18 protein-coding genes are annotated in these 14,284 nt (G+C 68.9%); 8 read left to right on the plus strand and 10 right to left on the minus strand.

Annotated elements, in window-relative coordinates; all coding sequences use genetic code 11:
* Positions 1 to 39 precede the first annotated feature (39 nt).
* From C5E06_RS15520 to rpmB, 5 genes are all read right to left on the minus strand, one after another.
* On the minus strand, positions 40 to 276 hold the full coding sequence (locus tag C5E06_RS15520; RefSeq protein WP_104307505.1) for a helix-turn-helix transcriptional regulator: 237 nt from the start codon (positions 274 to 276) through the stop codon (positions 40 to 42).
* Positions 276 to 899: a DUF2975 domain-containing protein gene (locus C5E06_RS15525; RefSeq protein WP_104243804.1), complete on the minus strand. Its 624-nt coding sequence runs from the start codon at positions 897 to 899 to the stop codon at positions 276 to 278. The genes C5E06_RS15520 and C5E06_RS15525 overlap by 1 nt, the downstream gene beginning before the upstream one ends.
* A gap of 445 nt (positions 900 to 1,344) precedes the next feature.
* Positions 1,345 to 1,650, minus strand: a complete 306-nt coding sequence (gene rpsN, locus C5E06_RS15530) for a 30S ribosomal protein S14 (protein ID WP_068483923.1) — start codon at positions 1,648 to 1,650, stop codon at positions 1,345 to 1,347.
* A gap of 2 nt (positions 1,651 to 1,652) precedes the next feature.
* Positions 1,653 to 1,823 (minus strand): 50S ribosomal protein L33, encoded by a 171-nt coding sequence (gene rpmG / locus C5E06_RS15535; RefSeq protein ID WP_068483925.1) that lies wholly within the window; start codon positions 1,821 to 1,823, stop codon positions 1,653 to 1,655.
* Positions 1,823 to 2,059, minus strand: coding sequence for a 50S ribosomal protein L28 (rpmB, locus tag C5E06_RS15540; protein WP_068483927.1), 237 nt, complete (start codon positions 2,057 to 2,059; stop codon positions 1,823 to 1,825). Before rpmB ends, rpmG begins: the two co-directional genes overlap by 1 nt.
* Before the next feature lie 195 nt (positions 2,060 to 2,254).
* On the opposite strand from rpmB, the gene C5E06_RS15545 reads away from it, so the two are divergent.
* Positions 2,255 to 3,610, plus strand: coding sequence for a carboxylesterase family protein (locus C5E06_RS15545; protein WP_104307633.1), 1,356 nt, complete (start codon positions 2,255 to 2,257; stop codon positions 3,608 to 3,610).
* 24 nt (positions 3,611 to 3,634) lie between these two features.
* Here C5E06_RS15545 and C5E06_RS15550 read toward each other — a convergent pair whose 3' ends face one another.
* Positions 3,635 to 4,363, minus strand: coding sequence for a DUF554 domain-containing protein (locus C5E06_RS15550; RefSeq protein ID WP_104300169.1), 729 nt, complete (start codon positions 4,361 to 4,363; stop codon positions 3,635 to 3,637).
* Positions 4,364 to 4,662: 299 nt separating this feature from the next.
* Between C5E06_RS15550 and C5E06_RS15555 the strand changes: the two genes are divergently transcribed.
* Complete coding sequence (locus C5E06_RS15555; protein WP_146081404.1) at positions 4,663 to 5,178, plus strand: hypothetical protein; 516 nt, start codon at positions 4,663 to 4,665, stop codon at positions 5,176 to 5,178.
* Positions 5,179 to 5,307: 129 nt separating this feature from the next.
* Here C5E06_RS15555 and C5E06_RS15560 read toward each other — a convergent pair whose 3' ends face one another.
* Positions 5,308 to 5,640: a VOC family protein gene (locus C5E06_RS15560; protein WP_104300171.1), complete on the minus strand. Its 333-nt coding sequence runs from the start codon at positions 5,638 to 5,640 to the stop codon at positions 5,308 to 5,310.
* A 156-nt stretch (positions 5,641 to 5,796) separates the two neighbouring features.
* On the opposite strand from C5E06_RS15560, the gene C5E06_RS15565 reads away from it, so the two are divergent.
* Entirely contained in the window at positions 5,797 to 6,555 is a 759-nt protein-coding gene (locus tag C5E06_RS15565) for a hypothetical protein (RefSeq protein WP_104307507.1), read from the plus strand.
* Here C5E06_RS15565 and C5E06_RS15570 read toward each other — a convergent pair.
* Positions 6,531 to 6,767 (minus strand): MbtH family NRPS accessory protein, encoded by a 237-nt coding sequence (locus C5E06_RS15570; RefSeq protein WP_104243814.1) that lies wholly within the window; start codon positions 6,765 to 6,767, stop codon positions 6,531 to 6,533. The two genes, C5E06_RS15565 and C5E06_RS15570, sit on opposite strands and share 25 nt — an antisense overlap.
* Before the next feature lie 235 nt (positions 6,768 to 7,002).
* Here C5E06_RS15570 and C5E06_RS15575 point away from each other — a divergent pair, with 235 nt between their 5' ends.
* The 4 genes from C5E06_RS15575 to C5E06_RS15590 all read left to right on the plus strand — a co-directional run bounded on the left by C5E06_RS15575 (position 7,003) and on the right by C5E06_RS15590 (position 11,217).
* Positions 7,003 to 8,469, plus strand: a complete 1,467-nt coding sequence (locus C5E06_RS15575; protein ID WP_104307508.1) for a YdiU family protein — start codon at positions 7,003 to 7,005, stop codon at positions 8,467 to 8,469.
* Between the two features lie 66 nt (positions 8,470 to 8,535).
* A complete protein-coding gene (locus C5E06_RS15580) occupies positions 8,536 to 9,852 on the plus strand; it encodes a sensor histidine kinase (protein ID WP_104307509.1) in 1,317 nt (438 codons plus the stop codon).
* Positions 9,846 to 10,562 (plus strand): response regulator transcription factor, encoded by a 717-nt coding sequence (locus C5E06_RS15585; RefSeq protein WP_219820228.1) that lies wholly within the window; start codon positions 9,846 to 9,848, stop codon positions 10,560 to 10,562. Before C5E06_RS15580 ends, C5E06_RS15585 begins: the two co-directional genes overlap by 7 nt.
* A gap of 115 nt (positions 10,563 to 10,677) precedes the next feature.
* Positions 10,678 to 11,217: a MarR family winged helix-turn-helix transcriptional regulator gene (locus tag C5E06_RS15590; protein WP_258067695.1), complete on the plus strand. Its 540-nt coding sequence runs from the start codon at positions 10,678 to 10,680 to the stop codon at positions 11,215 to 11,217.
* Here the strand turns inward: C5E06_RS15590 and C5E06_RS15595 are convergent.
* Entirely contained in the window at positions 11,214 to 11,597 is a 384-nt protein-coding gene (locus C5E06_RS15595) for a hypothetical protein (RefSeq protein ID WP_104243822.1), read from the minus strand. The two genes, C5E06_RS15590 and C5E06_RS15595, sit on opposite strands and share 4 nt — an antisense overlap.
* A gap of 171 nt (positions 11,598 to 11,768) precedes the next feature.
* On the opposite strand from C5E06_RS15595, the gene trmB reads away from it, so the two are divergent.
* Positions 11,769 to 12,509 carry a tRNA (guanosine(46)-N7)-methyltransferase TrmB gene (gene trmB / locus C5E06_RS15600; RefSeq protein WP_104300181.1) on the plus strand — a complete coding sequence of 247 codons (741 nt, stop codon included), beginning with the start codon at positions 11,769 to 11,771 and terminating at the stop codon, positions 12,507 to 12,509.
* On the opposite strand, the gene C5E06_RS15605 is transcribed toward trmB, so the two are convergent.
* Positions 12,487 to 14,103 carry a DHA2 family efflux MFS transporter permease subunit gene (locus C5E06_RS15605; RefSeq protein WP_104307510.1) on the minus strand — a complete coding sequence of 539 codons (1,617 nt, stop codon included), beginning with the start codon at positions 14,101 to 14,103 and terminating at the stop codon, positions 12,487 to 12,489. The genes trmB and C5E06_RS15605 overlap by 23 nt on opposite strands.
* Positions 14,104 to 14,284 lie beyond the last annotated feature (181 nt).

A 14,284-nucleotide genomic window follows, 5' to 3' on the forward strand; every position in this document is an offset into this window, starting at 1 on the left:
GGCTGGAGGAAACTGCCCTAATCACGGACCGGGCGGGGCTCAGCTTGGCGGGAGGTAGTCGAGCAGCTCGCCCGGCTTGCACTCGAGGACCGCGCAGAGCCTCGCGAGCGTCTCGAAGCGCACCGCCTTGGCGCGGTTGTTCTTGAGGACTGACAGATTGACCACGCTGATCCCCACACGTTCCGAGAGCTCCACGAGCGTGATCCCGCGCCTCGCCATGATCTCCCCGAGGTGGCACACGATGTGGTTCGGCTCCTGGAAGGGGTCCGGCACCATCAGACGAGCCCTTCCTGGTCCTGCTGCAGGCGAGCGCCGCGGCGCATGATGAGGTTCACGACGAGCACGATCACGAGGATGAGCAGGAACGTCCACGTCTGGTCGAGGACCGTCGGCTCCGGGGCGTCTCGTCCGTCCCAGCCGAGCTTCGCAATCGTCCAGTTCGTGCCGAGGAGTTCGAAGAACCCCGGTGCGGCGAGGGCCGCGATGACGAGCCCCGACGACCAGTCGAGGAGGCGGATGCTCTTGCCGCCGAAGAAGTCGCCCTTCGCGAGGTTCCTGGCGAAGAGGAGGAGCATCCACACGGCGGCGAGGCTCAGGAGCGCACCGATGACCTGGCCGATGAGCAGCAGCACGAGGGCGCCGGTGGGGATGAGGTCGCTCGCGACGAGGATCGTCGAGGCCCCGTCAAGCGGGACGTCGGCACCGACAGGAGTGGGGAGCGAAACTGCCGCTCCCTCGAACGATGCGTTGACACGCACCTGGCCGTCGACGAGGAAGCCGATGACGTTCTCGAGCGGCTTGAGGACGACGAGTCCGGCGGCGGCGATGCCGAGCGGCCACAGGTAGCCGAGTTCCTTCGCTTCGCGGTCCGAACCTGTCGCGTTCTGTCGTGCGTTCATGATCTTCCTCCATATCGTTTCTCGATATGCATAACGATAAACGATATGGCTGGATGCGCAACCCCGGCCTCGTAGCTCGTTTCGGGATGCCCTCCACACTTCCGGATGCATTGCAACCCATCCGGAGGCGCGCAAGCCATCTCGAGAGCGAGAGTGCGCCGGAGGTACGCGGCGCGCCGGAGGGCTGCGTGAGCCCGACAGGGAACGTGCGTGAGCCCGCGAGGGATCGCAAGTGGCGGGAGGGGGCCCGAGAGTTGCCCAGGCCAGGATGCGAGAGCCCCGGGCACGAGACCGAAAAACGCGACCGGGCCGCCGTTCCGCGCCCAAGCACGCAAAACAAGCACGCACGAAACTCCAGCGGCCCAACCCCCGCACGCACGAAACCCCCGAGCGAAGACGCTCGGGGGTTTCGGAAAGCACTACGCCATTGCTGGCGGGCCGGTGGTTACCAGCTCGACTTCGTGATTCCTGGCAGCTCGCCACGGTGTGCCATGTCGCGGAAGCGGACACGCGAGATGCCGAACTTCGAGACGTGGCCGCGGGGGCGTCCGTCGATGCTGTCGCGGTTGCGAACGCGGACCGGCGAAGCGTTGCGGGGAAGCTTCTGGAGGCCGACGCGAGCTGCCTCGCGCGACTCGTCGGTGCCGTTCGGGTCGACAAGCGCCTTCTTCAGCTCTGCGCGGCGTTCCGCGTAGCGCTCGACGATGACCTTGCGCTGCTCGTTCTTGGCGATCTTGCTCTTCTTGGCCATGTTTAGCGCTCCTCTCGGAATTCGACGTGCTTGCGGATGACCGGGTCGTACTTCTTCAGCACGAGGCGGTCAGGCGTGTTGCGACGGTTCTTCTTCGTCACGTAGGTGTAGCCCGTTCCAGCGGTGGAGCGGAGCTTGATGATCGGACGTACGTCCTGGCTCTTCTTCGCCATTAGAACTTGACTCCCTTCGCACGAAGCTCAGCGACGACGGACTCGATGCCGCGTGCGTCGATGACCTTGATGCCCTTAGCCGAAAGCGTCAGCGTGATCGTGCGCTTCATGGAAGGCACGAAGTACTTCTTCTTCTGGATGTTCGGGTCGAACCGACGGTTGGTCCGTCGGTGCGAGTGCGAGATGTTGTGACCGAATCCGGGAACCGCCCCGGTCACCTGGCACACTGCTGCCATTGTTTCCTCCGTAGATACCGCGGGAACCAGAAGGCCCCGCCCAAGATCTCTTGTCTGCGTCGATGGCGGTTGCACACCAACACGGTCGCGCCAGAGGGGAACCCCGGCGCACCAAGGGTCGAGCTTAGGCGACACGCCCGGGGAAGCGCAAGCCTGCATCGGGAGAAGCGCTACGACGGGATGCAAGACTCGAGCATGGTCTCCTCCCCCGGCTTCTCCCCTCCCTGCGGCCCGATCACCGGCTGGACGGAGGACTGGCCCGGTGGCCGGCAGATCGTGCGGGCAACGGGCATCCGCTACGCGAGGGCCGACAGGTTCGGGGCCCCGCGGCCAGAACCCGACCACGGCGAGACCTTCGCTGCGACGAGCTGGGCGCCCGCGTGCCCGCAGGCGCCCATGCCCGTGCTCGAGGAGGTGCTGGGGAGCGGCATCGACGAGCTCGGCGTCGACGAGGACTGCCAACGGCTTTCGATCACGCTGCCCGATGATGTGGGGCCCGGGGAGCAGCTGCCCGTGATGGTGTGGATCCACGGCGGCTCGTATGTCTCTGCCGCCGGCGACGCTGCGGCGATGGACCCGGCACCGATCGTCGCCGAGCAGCGTGTGGTCGCCGTCAACGTCACGTTCCGACTCGGCCTGTTCGGGTTCCTCGGGGGCACGGATGCACGCCCCGCGAACCTGGGGCTGCTCGACATCCTCGAGGCGTTCCGCTGGGTGCAGCGCAACATCGCGGCGTTCGGCGGCGATCCGCGTCAGGTGACCGCCTACGGGCAGTCGGCCGGCGCGCACGCGATCGTGCAGCTGATGGCGCTGCCGGAGGCGGCGAGCCTGTTCCGGCGGGCCATCATCCAGAGCGCGCCCCTCAACGTGGCGGGCGGGCGGGAGGAGATGCAGGGCAGGATGCTCGACGCGACGGGCGACCTCACGACCGCGAGCCCCGTCAGCGAGGTGGTGCGGGCGCAAGCAGCCGCGCTGCGTGCCTCGTCCGCGTACGGATTGCAGGGGGCGATGTCGTTCAGCCCGCAGCACGGTCAGCATCCGCTGCCCGACGATGCCGGCGTGCTCGCCGGGCGGGACGCGAACGCTGCGGCGATCGACCTGCTCATCGGCTTCACCGCGGAGGAGGCACTCCTCTTCGTGCCGCGCATCCCGGCCACCAAGCGCCTGAGCGAGCTGCCGATCGTCGGGAAGCCGCTCACGAGGGCCGTCGTCGCTGCGCTCACGTGGCTCGTCTACCGACGCGACGCGGCGACGTTCGCGAAGCGGCACGTGCGCGCAGGCGGCCGAGCATCGACGTACGTCGTGAGCTGGAAGGCGCCGCACAACGTGTGGGGTGCCTGCCACATGATCGAGCTGCCGCTGCTGTTCGGCAGCGAGAAGACGTGGCATCGGGCACCGCTCGTGCGCGGCGCGAGCTGGGCGGAGATCGATCGCGAGGGCAAGCGGCTGCGCGCCGTCTGGGGCGACTTCGCCCGCGGAACCCTGCCGACCGGCACCGACAGCATTCCCGGGGTTGCGACCTTCCGGCGCCTCGCGACCCGCGGGGGCTGACCGCAGCCCACGGGGCGCGCACCGTTAGGAGAGGAAGGCCAAGGCCACGGGGGCGATGACCAGCGCTGGCAGCAGGTCGCCGACGGGGATGGGCTTCAGGGGGACCAGGCGGACGCCGAGCGCGATCAGGATGAGGCCACCCACCGCCGAAAGCCCGTCGATCTGGGCGTCACTGAAGACGTCGCCCGCGAGGAATCCCACGAGCGTGAACGCGCCTTGCAGGATCGCGACCGGGATGGCGGCGAAGAGCACGCCCTTCCCGAAGGTCGAGGCGAAGGCCATCGCAGCGAAGCCGTCGAGCACGGCCTTCACGTAGAGCTGGTCGGCGCCGAGTCCCAGACCGTCGGAGATGGATCCGAGGATGGAGAGCGGGCCGACGCAGAAGAGCAGCGTCGCGGTCACCATCCCGTCGACGAAGCGACCGTCGCCGTTCGCGTCCGAGGTGAGGCGGCGTCGCACCCAGCCGGCGACGCCTTCGAGCCGGTCCTCGATGCGCAGCCAGGAGCCGAAGAGCGCGCCGAACACGAGCGACAGCAGGATGACGATCATCGCGAACGGACCAGCCGCGTCCGCGAGCGCCTGAGAGCCCATGTCGGCGACGCTCATCCCTCCGAGGACGATCACGAACAGCCCGAGGACGGCGGTGACGGTCGCCTTCGTCCGATCCTTGAGGCGGTCGCCGAGGAGGATGCCGAGCAGGCCGCCGACGAGGATGAGTGCGACGTTCAAGAGCGTCCCGGACCCGATGATCACGGTCCGATTATCGCGATGCCGTGCGCCGTTTCCGAATCGCGAGCCCCTTGACCCAGCTGGAGCGGCTGCCGCCGTGCCGAAAGTGATCCAGCGAAAGAGAAATATTCCTCAACGGATCGAAGAATATTCGCTAACTCGCGCTGGACTCACTCGCTGTTGAGAATCCTGACAGACTCGGCGTCGGGGCCTCGACGTCGACGCATCGGCGGGGGAGGTCTCGCGAATTCGGGGGGATTTTCATGACCGATGCGGCTTCAGATCGTCGCGCCCTGCTGCACGCCGGAGCGTGGGGCGTCCCGGTGCTCGCCGTCGCGGCGGCGGCGCCACAAGCGGCGGCAAGTGCCGGCACCGGTGGCGGCTGCAACGACTTCAGCACGGGAGTGTGCAACGTCGATTTCGCGTTCGTCACCGACCCGCCTGGCATCAACGAGATCGGCATTCGGAATCTCACCGACGTTGGACAACGCGTCGAGCTGCGGCACTACTCGTCAAGCGAGCCGGTCACCTTCACCGTCAGGGACACGTTCGGCGAGCTCATGGAGTTCACTCCGTTCCTGCCGGAGACGGCATCGTGGAGCCATGCCTTCGCCAGTGGTGCGTGCGTCAGCTTCGAGACGATCGCCATCGAGACCGGTATCGGCCTGTACACGCTGGATCTGCCGCCGGGAGCAGAGCTCATCCTCGGCGGCAGCATCGACATGCCCTCCAACGCACCGTTGTGCCTGTACACCGGGAAGGTCTGGTTGCGGGGCGACGACCCGTTCACCTGTGTCGCCAATTACTGGCTGGAGTGCACTGCGGACGACGACGTCTGATCCAGGGAGAGGGGACTCCTGCCCTTCAGCTTGCCGGTCGGCGCTCCTCCGGCGGGCTTCACCGCGACGGTGCGGCCCGTGGGGACGGTCTGAGTCAGCTGACAGCTGGGCGGATCGCTGCGGCCGGGGTCATGGCCCGGGCTCGATCACCGAGAACACGTAGTAGGTGTGGCCGGGCGCCGAGACCTCGACGACCCTCCCGCCCGGGATGTCGCGTGGCTCGCCCGTCACAACCGTCGGATGCTCGGCTCGCCACGCAGCCACGTCGTCGACGAAGTACATGGGGCCCGCTGCGCCCCAACCGGGCTCGTCGTCGAGCATCAGCTCGATCTCGAGCTCCGGCATCTGCAGCGACACCGTGTGCTCGCCCTCGCGCCACGCCTCCTCCCAGCCGAGGTCGAGGTAGTGCTGCACGGCGGCTTCGAGGTCGTCGACGGGTTGGAACTGGAACGTCAGGATCACGGTGCTCTCCCCGGTGGGCGTGCTGGCTCGGTGCTCCGAATGTAGCCGTCGATGCGCGAGGGGCGCCATGCGCCGATTCCGAATCGTGATGCACGCGAGGAGCGTCGATATGGTTCCGTGACCGGATGCGGGCCGCCGGGTTCGTAGGGTCGGTGCATGCCTTCTCGACGTCTCACTCCAGCGACGATCGTCTGCGCCGCGCTCGCGGTGCTGCTCGTCGGATGCGCGCCCGCGGACGCCCCGAGCGTCGTGGGTTCCGCATCCACCCCGGCGCAGACCGCGAGCGCCAGTGTCGAGTCGGCGCCCTCGGAGACTGCACCCTCCCAGGCGTCGCTCGAGGGCATCCCGATGCAGGAGATGACCCAGCAGCCGGTGTCCGTGCAGATGACGCAGTGCCTCACGCAGCACGCGAAGTGGATCGACCTTCCCGCGGGCACGACGTCGCCTGACCTGTACACGCGCATCTCGGCGTATGAGCAGGAGCTGCTCTTCCTCCTGCCCGATGCGGTCGGCGGCTTCGACAACGTGGACGTCGCGGCCGACCCCAGCCCGCGCGGCACGGTATCCGTCTTCGTCGTCGGATCCGCGGAGGCCGGCGACGAGGCTGCAGCCGCATGGACGGCGCTGCGCGACGCATCACCGGAAGTGGAGGCCGCCGCGGCCGGCATCGAAGCGGAGGGCGCATCCTTCGCACCGGAGCTCGTCGAGTACTCCTACGCGGAGCTCTGCACGTCGAACCTGGCGATCCTGTCCGTCTGGATGGAGAACGACAAGGGGCTCGTCTCCGCCCGCATGGACGTCGAGCTGAATCGCAACATCCTCGGCATCGAGCCTGAGCACTTCTCGGACGAGTACCGACAGGAGCTGCTTGCCCTTGGGCCTGCTGGCATCTACGAGTTCGAAGAGGTCCGGTAGTCGCGACCCGGCGGTTGTCTCGCCACGTAGGCGCGGCAGTCCTCCGCGGTCGCCGGGCCGAAGACGCGGACCCACCCGGTGGGGGTCTGGGCGAAGTCCGGCCAGAGCGAGTGCTGCCGGTGCTCGTTCCTGACCACGAACACCTGCTCGCCCGAGTCCTCCCAGGCGCTCACCACGCGCGGAGGGACGTGCAGGAGTGGCGGACGTCGCATCGATCGTGCATTCCGGACCTCGGTTCAGCGTTCACTCGTGCTCCGAGACGGAGCGTGGCACTGTGCCGCAGCGGGGGCTGCGCAGGGGAGCGCGACCGTACGCCCGGAGCCAATGAGTGGGGTGTGAAGTAGGCAGGCGGGCTACCCTCGAGGCGGCCTGCCGATCGCAGCTCTCAGCGCCACCCAGCCGCGCGCTCCCACGCAGCACCCCGCCGCTGCGCCTACTGTGTCCCGCATGACTGCGACAACGCACGAGGGCCTCCTCTTCGGGAATCGCTTCGCGCGCGAGTTCCCCGAGCTCGCCCTTCCCTGGGAGGCCGAACCAGCCCCTGCACCGCGATTGCTGCTCCTCAACGAGGACCTCGCCGGGGAGCTCGGCTTCGAGCCGGCGTTCCTCAGCTCGGAGGACGGCGTCGCGATCCTGCTCGGCACCTCCGTTCCCGAAGGGGCCACCCCGGTCGCGCAGGCCTACGCGGGCCACCAGTTCGGGCAGTACTCGCCGCGCCTCGGCGACGGCCGTGCGCTGCTCCTGGGAGAGGTGACGGATGTGCGCGGACGGCTGCACGACATCCACCTCAAGGGCTCCGGCCGCACCCCGTTCTCTCGCGGCGGCGATGGGCGCGCCGTGCTCGGTCCCATGCTGCGCGAGTACCTCGTGAGCGAGGCGATGCACGCCCTCGGCATCCCGACGACCCGCGCGCTCGCGGTGACCGCGACGGGACGCCACGTCCAGCGCGACGACATCGAGCCTGGCGCGGTGCTCACGAGGGTGGCCAGCAGCCACCTGCGCGTGGGCTCGTTCCAGTACGCGCGGGCCACCGACGACCTGCAGCTGCTGCGTCGCCTCGCCGATCACGCCATCGCCCGGCATTACCCGTCCGTGGCGGGCGCCGAGGCCCCCTATCTCGAGTTCTTCGAGCAGGTGGTGGCCGCACAGGCGAGGCTCGTCGCGCAGTGGATGCTCGTCGGCTTCGTGCACGGGGTCATGAACACGGACAACATGACGATCTCGGGCGAGACGATCGACTACGGGCCGTGCGCGTTCATCGACACGTTCGATCCAGAGGCGGTCTTCAGCTCCATCGATCACCGCGGGCGGTACGCCTTCCGGAACCAGCCGCCGGCCGCTGCCTGGAACCTCGCGAGGTTCGCGGAAGCCCTCCTGCCACTCTTCGCCGAGGACGAGGACGAGGCCATCGCTCTTGCTGAGCGCAGCGTCTCAGCGTTCGGCCCTGCCTACGAGGATGCCTGGAACGCAGGGATGCGGCGCAAGCTCGGCCTGGGCGAGGAGGTCGACTCGGAGGCGAGCGATCGTCTCGTCACCGAGCTGCTCGCGCTGCTGCAGAAGAGCGGGGCCGACTCCACCTCCACCTTCCGTGCGCTCAGCGCGTACGCGCGCGGCGACCGCGCACCCGCTCTCGCCGCGTTCGGTGAGGCTGCCCCCTCGTTCCGCACCTGGGCTCAGGCCTGGCTGGCGCTCGCGCCGAGCGCGGGCGCGATGGACCAGGTCAACCCCGTGTACATCCCCCGCAATCATCTTGTCGAGGAGGCCCTCGCCGCCGCAGACGCCGACGACCTCCAGCCGCTCGCCGATCTCCTCGAGGTCGTGACCAGTCCCTACGACATTCGAGCGGGCCGCGAGCGCTACGCGGCCGGGGCGCCGGCGGACTTCGGCGCCTACCGCACCTTCTGCGGCACCTGAGTCGGGCTGCCCGAGTTCAACCGAACGGCCGATCCGCATGTCGGTGGTGGTTCCTAGACTCGCTGCATGACCGTTCCGCTGCCGAAAGCTCCGCCCCTCGTGGACGAACTGGCCCTCGACGGCGTGGAGACGGCTGGTGGGCTGACGCAGAGCGACCTGCGGTCGGCTGAAACTCCGGTGGAGAACCGACGCTGGAAGCCGTGGATGCGCGCGGTGACCATCTCGCTCGGCTCGTTCCTCGGCGGGGCGCTCCTGTTCGTGCTCACGCTCGCGCTCCAGGTGGAGGATCCCGCAACAGATTCGGAATCCGGCGCATTCATCGGGTTCCTGATCGTCAACGTGGTCGTCGGCCTCGCGGCCTGCATCGCCATCGGCCCGGTTCGCGGGTCCCGCGCTGGAAACCTGTGGATCGTCGCGGTCGGCATGGCGAGCTCGTTCGCATTCGCAGCCTGGCTCGTCGCCGTCATGCGGCTCGGAGCCAGGCGTTCGCTGCCCATGGATGTCTCGGTCGTCGCGATCGTCGTGGTCGGCGGAATCCTCTGGGACTGGCTCGAATCGAGCATCACCGGCCGCGCGCCCATGGACGCACCGATCTTCTACATCGTCGTCGTCGCGCTCTCTACGATCATCGCCCTGCTCTTCGGCCGGTCACGGGGCACGCGAGCCGCGCTCATCACGTCGCTGCGGGCCCAGGCCGCCTCGGCTGAGCGCGAACGCGCGGCCCTGGCCCAGAGCCGCGCCTCCGACATCGAGCGCGCACGCGCCGAGGAGCGCGCCGCCATCGCCCGCGACATGCACGACTCCATCTCCCACGACCTCGCGGTCGTCGCCACGCAGGCCGGCGCGCTCGCCTACCGCAGCGATCTGTCACCCGAGCTGGTCAGGGAGACGGCCGCCACGGTTCGCGAGTCCGCTGCGCGAGCGAACACGCAACTCCGGGAGGTGCTGCAGGGCATGCGCGAGCCGAGCGAGACCGGGCGAGACGACACGCCACTCCCTGACCTGGACGGGCTCGCGTCCCTCCTCGTCGACGGCATCCCCGCACACGCGCCGCCTCAGATGACCTGGCTCACCGTCGGGCCAGGAGACCTCTCGAAGCTCTCCGAGGAGCGCATCCGCGCGCTCCACCGCACCCTCTCCGAGCTGTTCGTCAACGCTGGGAAGCACGCACCGGGAGCGGAGGTGCGCGTCGAGCTCGCCGGCGGCGACACCGAGATGGCCATCTCGGTCGCGAACGCCGTCCAGCAGGGGCAGGCTCCCGCGCCGGGCACCGGCTACGGACTCATCGGCGCTCGGGAGCGCATCCACCTCGTGGGCGGCACGCTCGAGGCAGGAACTCGCGCAGACGGCGACTTCGTGGTGGAGGTGAGGCTCCCGTGGTGAACCCCGACAGCATCCGCGTGCTCATCGTCGACGACGAGGCGGGCATCCGTCTCGGCCTGCGCCTGCTCATCGATGGCGCAGAGGGCATTCGTGTCGTCGGCGAGGGCACCAACGGCGAAGAGGCGCTTGCGCTCGCCGCCGAACAGCACCCCGACGTGATCCTCATGGACGTTCGGATGCCCGGGCTCACCGGCATCGACGCCGTCGAGCGACTCACCGCCTCCGGTTCGAGGGCGAAGGTCGTCATGCTCACGGCGTTCGACACCGAGGAGTTCCTCCTGGATGCGCTCCGGGCAGGCGCGGTCTCCTTCCTGCTGAAGGACGCCCCACCCGAGGACATCGTCGGGGCGGTGCTCGACGCCGCGCGAGGCAAGGCCGTCTTCTCGCCGAGCGCCCTCGACCGGCTCGTACGCGCGGCCGCGAACGGCTCGAAGGATGGCGCTCACCACGGCGACAGCGTCGGCACAGGTCAGCGCCCCGCTCGCGACGCACGGGGCGACGAGCTCCTCGCGAGCGTCACGAGCCGAGAGCGGGAGATCGCCCGCTACGTCGCGCAGGGCATGACCAACGCGGAGATCGCTGCCGCGCTCTACGTCAGCCAGGCGACGGTCAAGACGCACCTCGCGAGCCTGTTCTCGAAGCTCCACGTCACCAACCGCGTCCAACTCGCGCTGCTCACCCTGGAGTGGGACGCCGCCGGCAGAGTCTGAGCGACCGGCTGGCGGCGCCTGACCGGGGGCTGACCGGCGCCTGACCGTGACGGGTGGCCGCATGCTCCCTGCGTGTACTCTGGGCGGCACCACGGAGATCAAGGGGAGCGCTGCCATGCCGAACATCTCTGCCGCCGAGCGCGACGGCCAGGACGACGGCCAGAGCCCCACCCCGACGGCCGAGCAGAGCCCGGCGCTGCTGCTGAGCATGGCGCTCACCGAGTATGCCGAAGCACGATCCGCGTCGCAGAGCGGGGCACGCCGCTCGCTCGGCATCGGCGAGATGGATGCTCGTGCCCTCGCCTACCTCACGGAGAACCCGGGCGCCAGGCCCAGCGCCCTTCGCGCGCACCTCGGGCTCACGTCCGCCGGTGTCTCCACCCTGTGCGACCGCCTCATCGAGCGGGGCACGATCCATCGCGACACCGACCCGAGCGACCGCCGCGCGAGCCTGCTGACCGTCATCGTCGACCTCGACGCGGAGCCGTGGAATCGCCTCGGCGAATTCGACCGCGACCTCGCCGCGGCCATCGCGGCCGAGGCCGAGCCAGAGACGCTCCTGCGCCTGGCGGAGCTGCTGACACACGCCCTCAGCGTCGGCAACGAATCGAGCGCAGATGCCGGCGCAGACGCCGCCGCACACGGCCAGAGCTAGGAGGTCGCCTCAGCCGACACGGGAGTGCGCCCGGTCTGCGAGTGGAGTTCGGCGACCAGCACGATCGACTTCGCCTGCAGGAAGGTGCAGAGCGCTGAGACGACCGCGAGCTCCTGCGAGAGCGCGTGCACGTCGGCGGCAGACAGGTGGAGCGTGTGCTCGCGCGGTTCCATGGTGACCGACCAGCGCGGGCTCTCCCGCGTGCCCGGCTGCAGGTAGACGTCAGTGGGCACGTGCGTCAGCTGCACCCGGACGAGGCCGGTGTCGTGCCCTTCATCGCCGTCCTGCACGATGACGTTGACGACGCCGGGCTCGACATAGCCGAGGCCCTCGAACTCGCGAGCCCATGACTCGAGCACTTCCTTGCTGCGATACGGCATCCTGAACCTCCGAACCGGGGTGATCTCTTCCACTCCCCAGCATCCACCATCCGCGGCGTCTTCACCGCCTTCCCGCCTGCCCCTGGCGGAGGCTGGCACACTTTGCCGCGTCAGGGAGCCTTCGAAGGCGCCGACTCTCGGGCCGCCGCCCGCATCGCCTAGGTTGGTCGGGTGTCAGACGAAGCAACCACCCAGCCGGCGCAGGATCCCTCGCATCGACCGATCTTCTCGTTCTCGCGACGCAGCGGCCGCCTCACCGACGGCCAGCAGACGTCGTGGGAGTCGCTCGGCCCGAAGTACCTCGTCGAGGTCGAGCGCGCGGAGCTGGACTTCTCCGTGAGCCCGACCTTCCGGGTCGACCCGGCCGAGCTGTTCGGCCGGGATGCGCCGCTTGTCGTCGAGGTCGGCTCGGGCACCGGTGAAGCGGTTGTGGCGGCGGCCGCCGCGCATCCCGAATGGAACTTCCTGGCGGTCGAGGTGTTCGTGGCGGGTCTCGCGCGCACCCTTCGGCGCGTCGAGGACGCGGGACTCTCGAACGTGCGACTCGTCGAGGCGAACGCCGTCGAGGTGCTCGAGCACATGCTTCCCGCGGGCAGTGTCGAGGAGCTCTGGATCTTCTTCCCCGACCCGTGGCACAAGGCGAAGCACACGAAGCGTCGGCTGGTGCGCGATGGCTTCGGTGCCGTCGCAGCAAGGTCCCTCCGCGCCGGCGGCCGCATGCGGCTCGCGACGGACTGGGAGGACTACGCGTTCCAGATGCGCGAGGTGCTGGATGCGGCTCCCGAGTTCACGAGCGAGCACCCGGGCAGCTGGGCCCCGCGCTTCGAAGGCAGGACCCTCACGGTGTTCGAGCGGAAGGCCGAGAAGGCCGGGAGGCGCATCCACGACCTCAGCTACGTGACGGCGGGCTAGCTTCCGCCTGAGACGACTCCTCGTCCTCTCGCTTCCCCGATCCGAGCCGGATCGTCGCGGCGAGTCCGAGGGCCAGGAACGCGGCGGCGGTGAACGCTGACGCGCGGGTGCCGTCGGAGAGCGCTGCCTTGGCGTCGTCGGCGAAGTCGGCCGTTGCTGGGTTCTCGCCGAGGCCCGCGATCGCGCCGCCGGCAGAGTCGACGACCGCCGAGACCACCTGATCTCGCTGCTCGGCGGGCACCTGGGCGTCGTCGAGCGAAGCGCCAAGGGAGGCGCCCGTCGTGGTGAACAGGATGGTGCCGAGGATGGCGACGCCGAGCGCCGAGCCCACCTGCCGGGACGTGGACTGCGTGCCGGACCCCTGCCCGGAGAGCTCGACGGGCACATCCTGCAGCACGACACCCGTCAGCTGCGCCGTGGCGAGCCCGACACCGAAGCCGTACACGAACAAGGCGGGGATGAGCCAGCCCCACTGCGCATCCGGGGCGATGATGAACCCCGCCCAGGCAATGCCGACGATCTCCGCGAGGATGCCGACGCGCACGATGACCACCGCGCTGACCTTGCCACTGCTCGCCCCCGCGAAGCCGCTCGCGACGAACGAGCCGGCCGCGAGCGCCAGGAGCACGAACCCGGTCTGCAGTGCATCGAAACCGAGCACGAACTGCAGCCACAGCGGCAGCGACAGGATGATACCGAACTCCCCGAGGGCGACGACAAGGGCCGCCACGTTGCCGTTGCGGAACGACGAGATGCGGAAGAGGGAGAACTCGAGGAGCGTCGACTCGCCCCGACGGGAACGGGACACGCCTCGCACGATGAAGAGGGCGAGCGCCACGGCCGAGATGGCGAACGCCACCGGCACCGGCGAGATGGGGAGGGGCCACTCGAACGACCCGATCGTGAACGTCTCGTCGACCGCCCACCAGCCGTAGGTGCGCCCCTCGATGAGCCCGAAGACGAGCGCCCCGAACGTGACCACGGAGAGGGCCGCGCCGACGAGGTCGATGCGCTTCTGCGTCGGCTCCCGCGACTCGTTCACGAAGAGCAGGACGCCGACGACGATGATGATGCCGAGCGGCACGTTGATGCCGAACGCCCACCGCCACGAGAACGCAGTCGTGAGCCAGCCGCCGAGCAGCGGCCCGACGGCCGCCATGCCGCCGATCGTCGACCCCCAGACGGCGAACGCGATGCCCCGCTCCCGGCCGCGGAAGGTCGCGTTGATGATCGACAGCGTGGTCGGCAGGATCATGGCGCCGCCCACACCCTGCACGAGGCGGGCGAGGATGAGCAGCCCGCCGGTCGGCGCGAGCGCGGCAGCCACCGAGGCGAGCGCGAAGATCACGACCCCGATCAGCATCAGCCGCCGTCGCCCGACGCGGTCGGCGAGGCTGCCGAACAGGAGCAGCAGCGACGCGAACACCAGCGTGTACGCCTCCTGCACCCACTGGACCTCGGTCGACGTGATGCCGAGCTCCGTCACGATCGACGGCACGGCGACGTTCACGATCGTCGAGTCGACGATGATGAGCGCGACCGCGACGCTGATGAAGACCAGACCAACCCACCGACGACGCGCTGACTCCGCCATGATGCTCACTTCTTCTGCTGTGGAACGAGGAGGACGAGGTGAGACTACGCCCGCGATTCTGGAACTTTGCTCAATTGTTTAACTACTTTCGAGGCCGAGATGAATGAGGTGATGGTGCCGTTTCATTCCCTCCCTGACCGTTCATGACATCCTCCGGCGCACCATTTGTTGCGTGTCACGA

The organism is Pseudoclavibacter sp. RFBI5, from assembly GCF_002931395.1.
GTDB lineage: Bacteria > Actinomycetota > Actinomycetes > Actinomycetales > Microbacteriaceae > Pseudoclavibacter.

Coding starts and splice junctions, on each gene's coding strand:
- rpmG (WP_068483925.1), bottom strand. CDS start 1,823: ATGGCGAAGAAGAGCCAGGACGTACGTCCGATCATCAAGCTCCGCTCC.
- C5E06_RS15605 (WP_104307510.1), bottom strand. CDS start 14,103: ATGGCGGAGTCAGCGCGTCGTCGGTGGGTTGGTCTGGTCTTCATCAGC.
- C5E06_RS15580 (WP_104307509.1), top strand. CDS start 8,536: ATGACCGTTCCGCTGCCGAAAGCTCCGCCCCTCGTGGACGAACTGGCC.
- C5E06_RS15520 (WP_104307505.1), bottom strand. CDS start 276: ATGGTGCCGGACCCCTTCCAGGAGCCGAACCACATCGTGTGCCACCTC.
- C5E06_RS15595 (WP_104243822.1), bottom strand. CDS start 11,597: ATGCCGTATCGCAGCAAGGAAGTGCTCGAGTCATGGGCTCGCGAGTTC.
- C5E06_RS15545 (WP_104307633.1), top strand. CDS start 2,255: ATGGTCTCCTCCCCCGGCTTCTCCCCTCCCTGCGGCCCGATCACCGGC.
- C5E06_RS15565 (WP_104307507.1), top strand. CDS start 5,797: ATGCCTTCTCGACGTCTCACTCCAGCGACGATCGTCTGCGCCGCGCTC.
- C5E06_RS15525 (WP_104243804.1), bottom strand. CDS start 899: ATGAACGCACGACAGAACGCGACAGGTTCGGACCGCGAAGCGAAGGAA.
- rpmB (WP_068483927.1), bottom strand. CDS start 2,059: ATGGCAGCAGTGTGCCAGGTGACCGGGGCGGTTCCCGGATTCGGTCAC.
- C5E06_RS15570 (WP_104243814.1), bottom strand. CDS start 6,767: ATGCGACGTCCGCCACTCCTGCACGTCCCTCCGCGCGTGGTGAGCGCC.
- C5E06_RS15590 (WP_258067695.1), top strand. CDS start 10,678: ATGCCGAACATCTCTGCCGCCGAGCGCGACGGCCAGGACGACGGCCAG.
- C5E06_RS15575 (WP_104307508.1), top strand. CDS start 7,003: ATGACTGCGACAACGCACGAGGGCCTCCTCTTCGGGAATCGCTTCGCG.
- rpsN (WP_068483923.1), bottom strand. CDS start 1,650: ATGGCCAAGAAGAGCAAGATCGCCAAGAACGAGCAGCGCAAGGTCATC.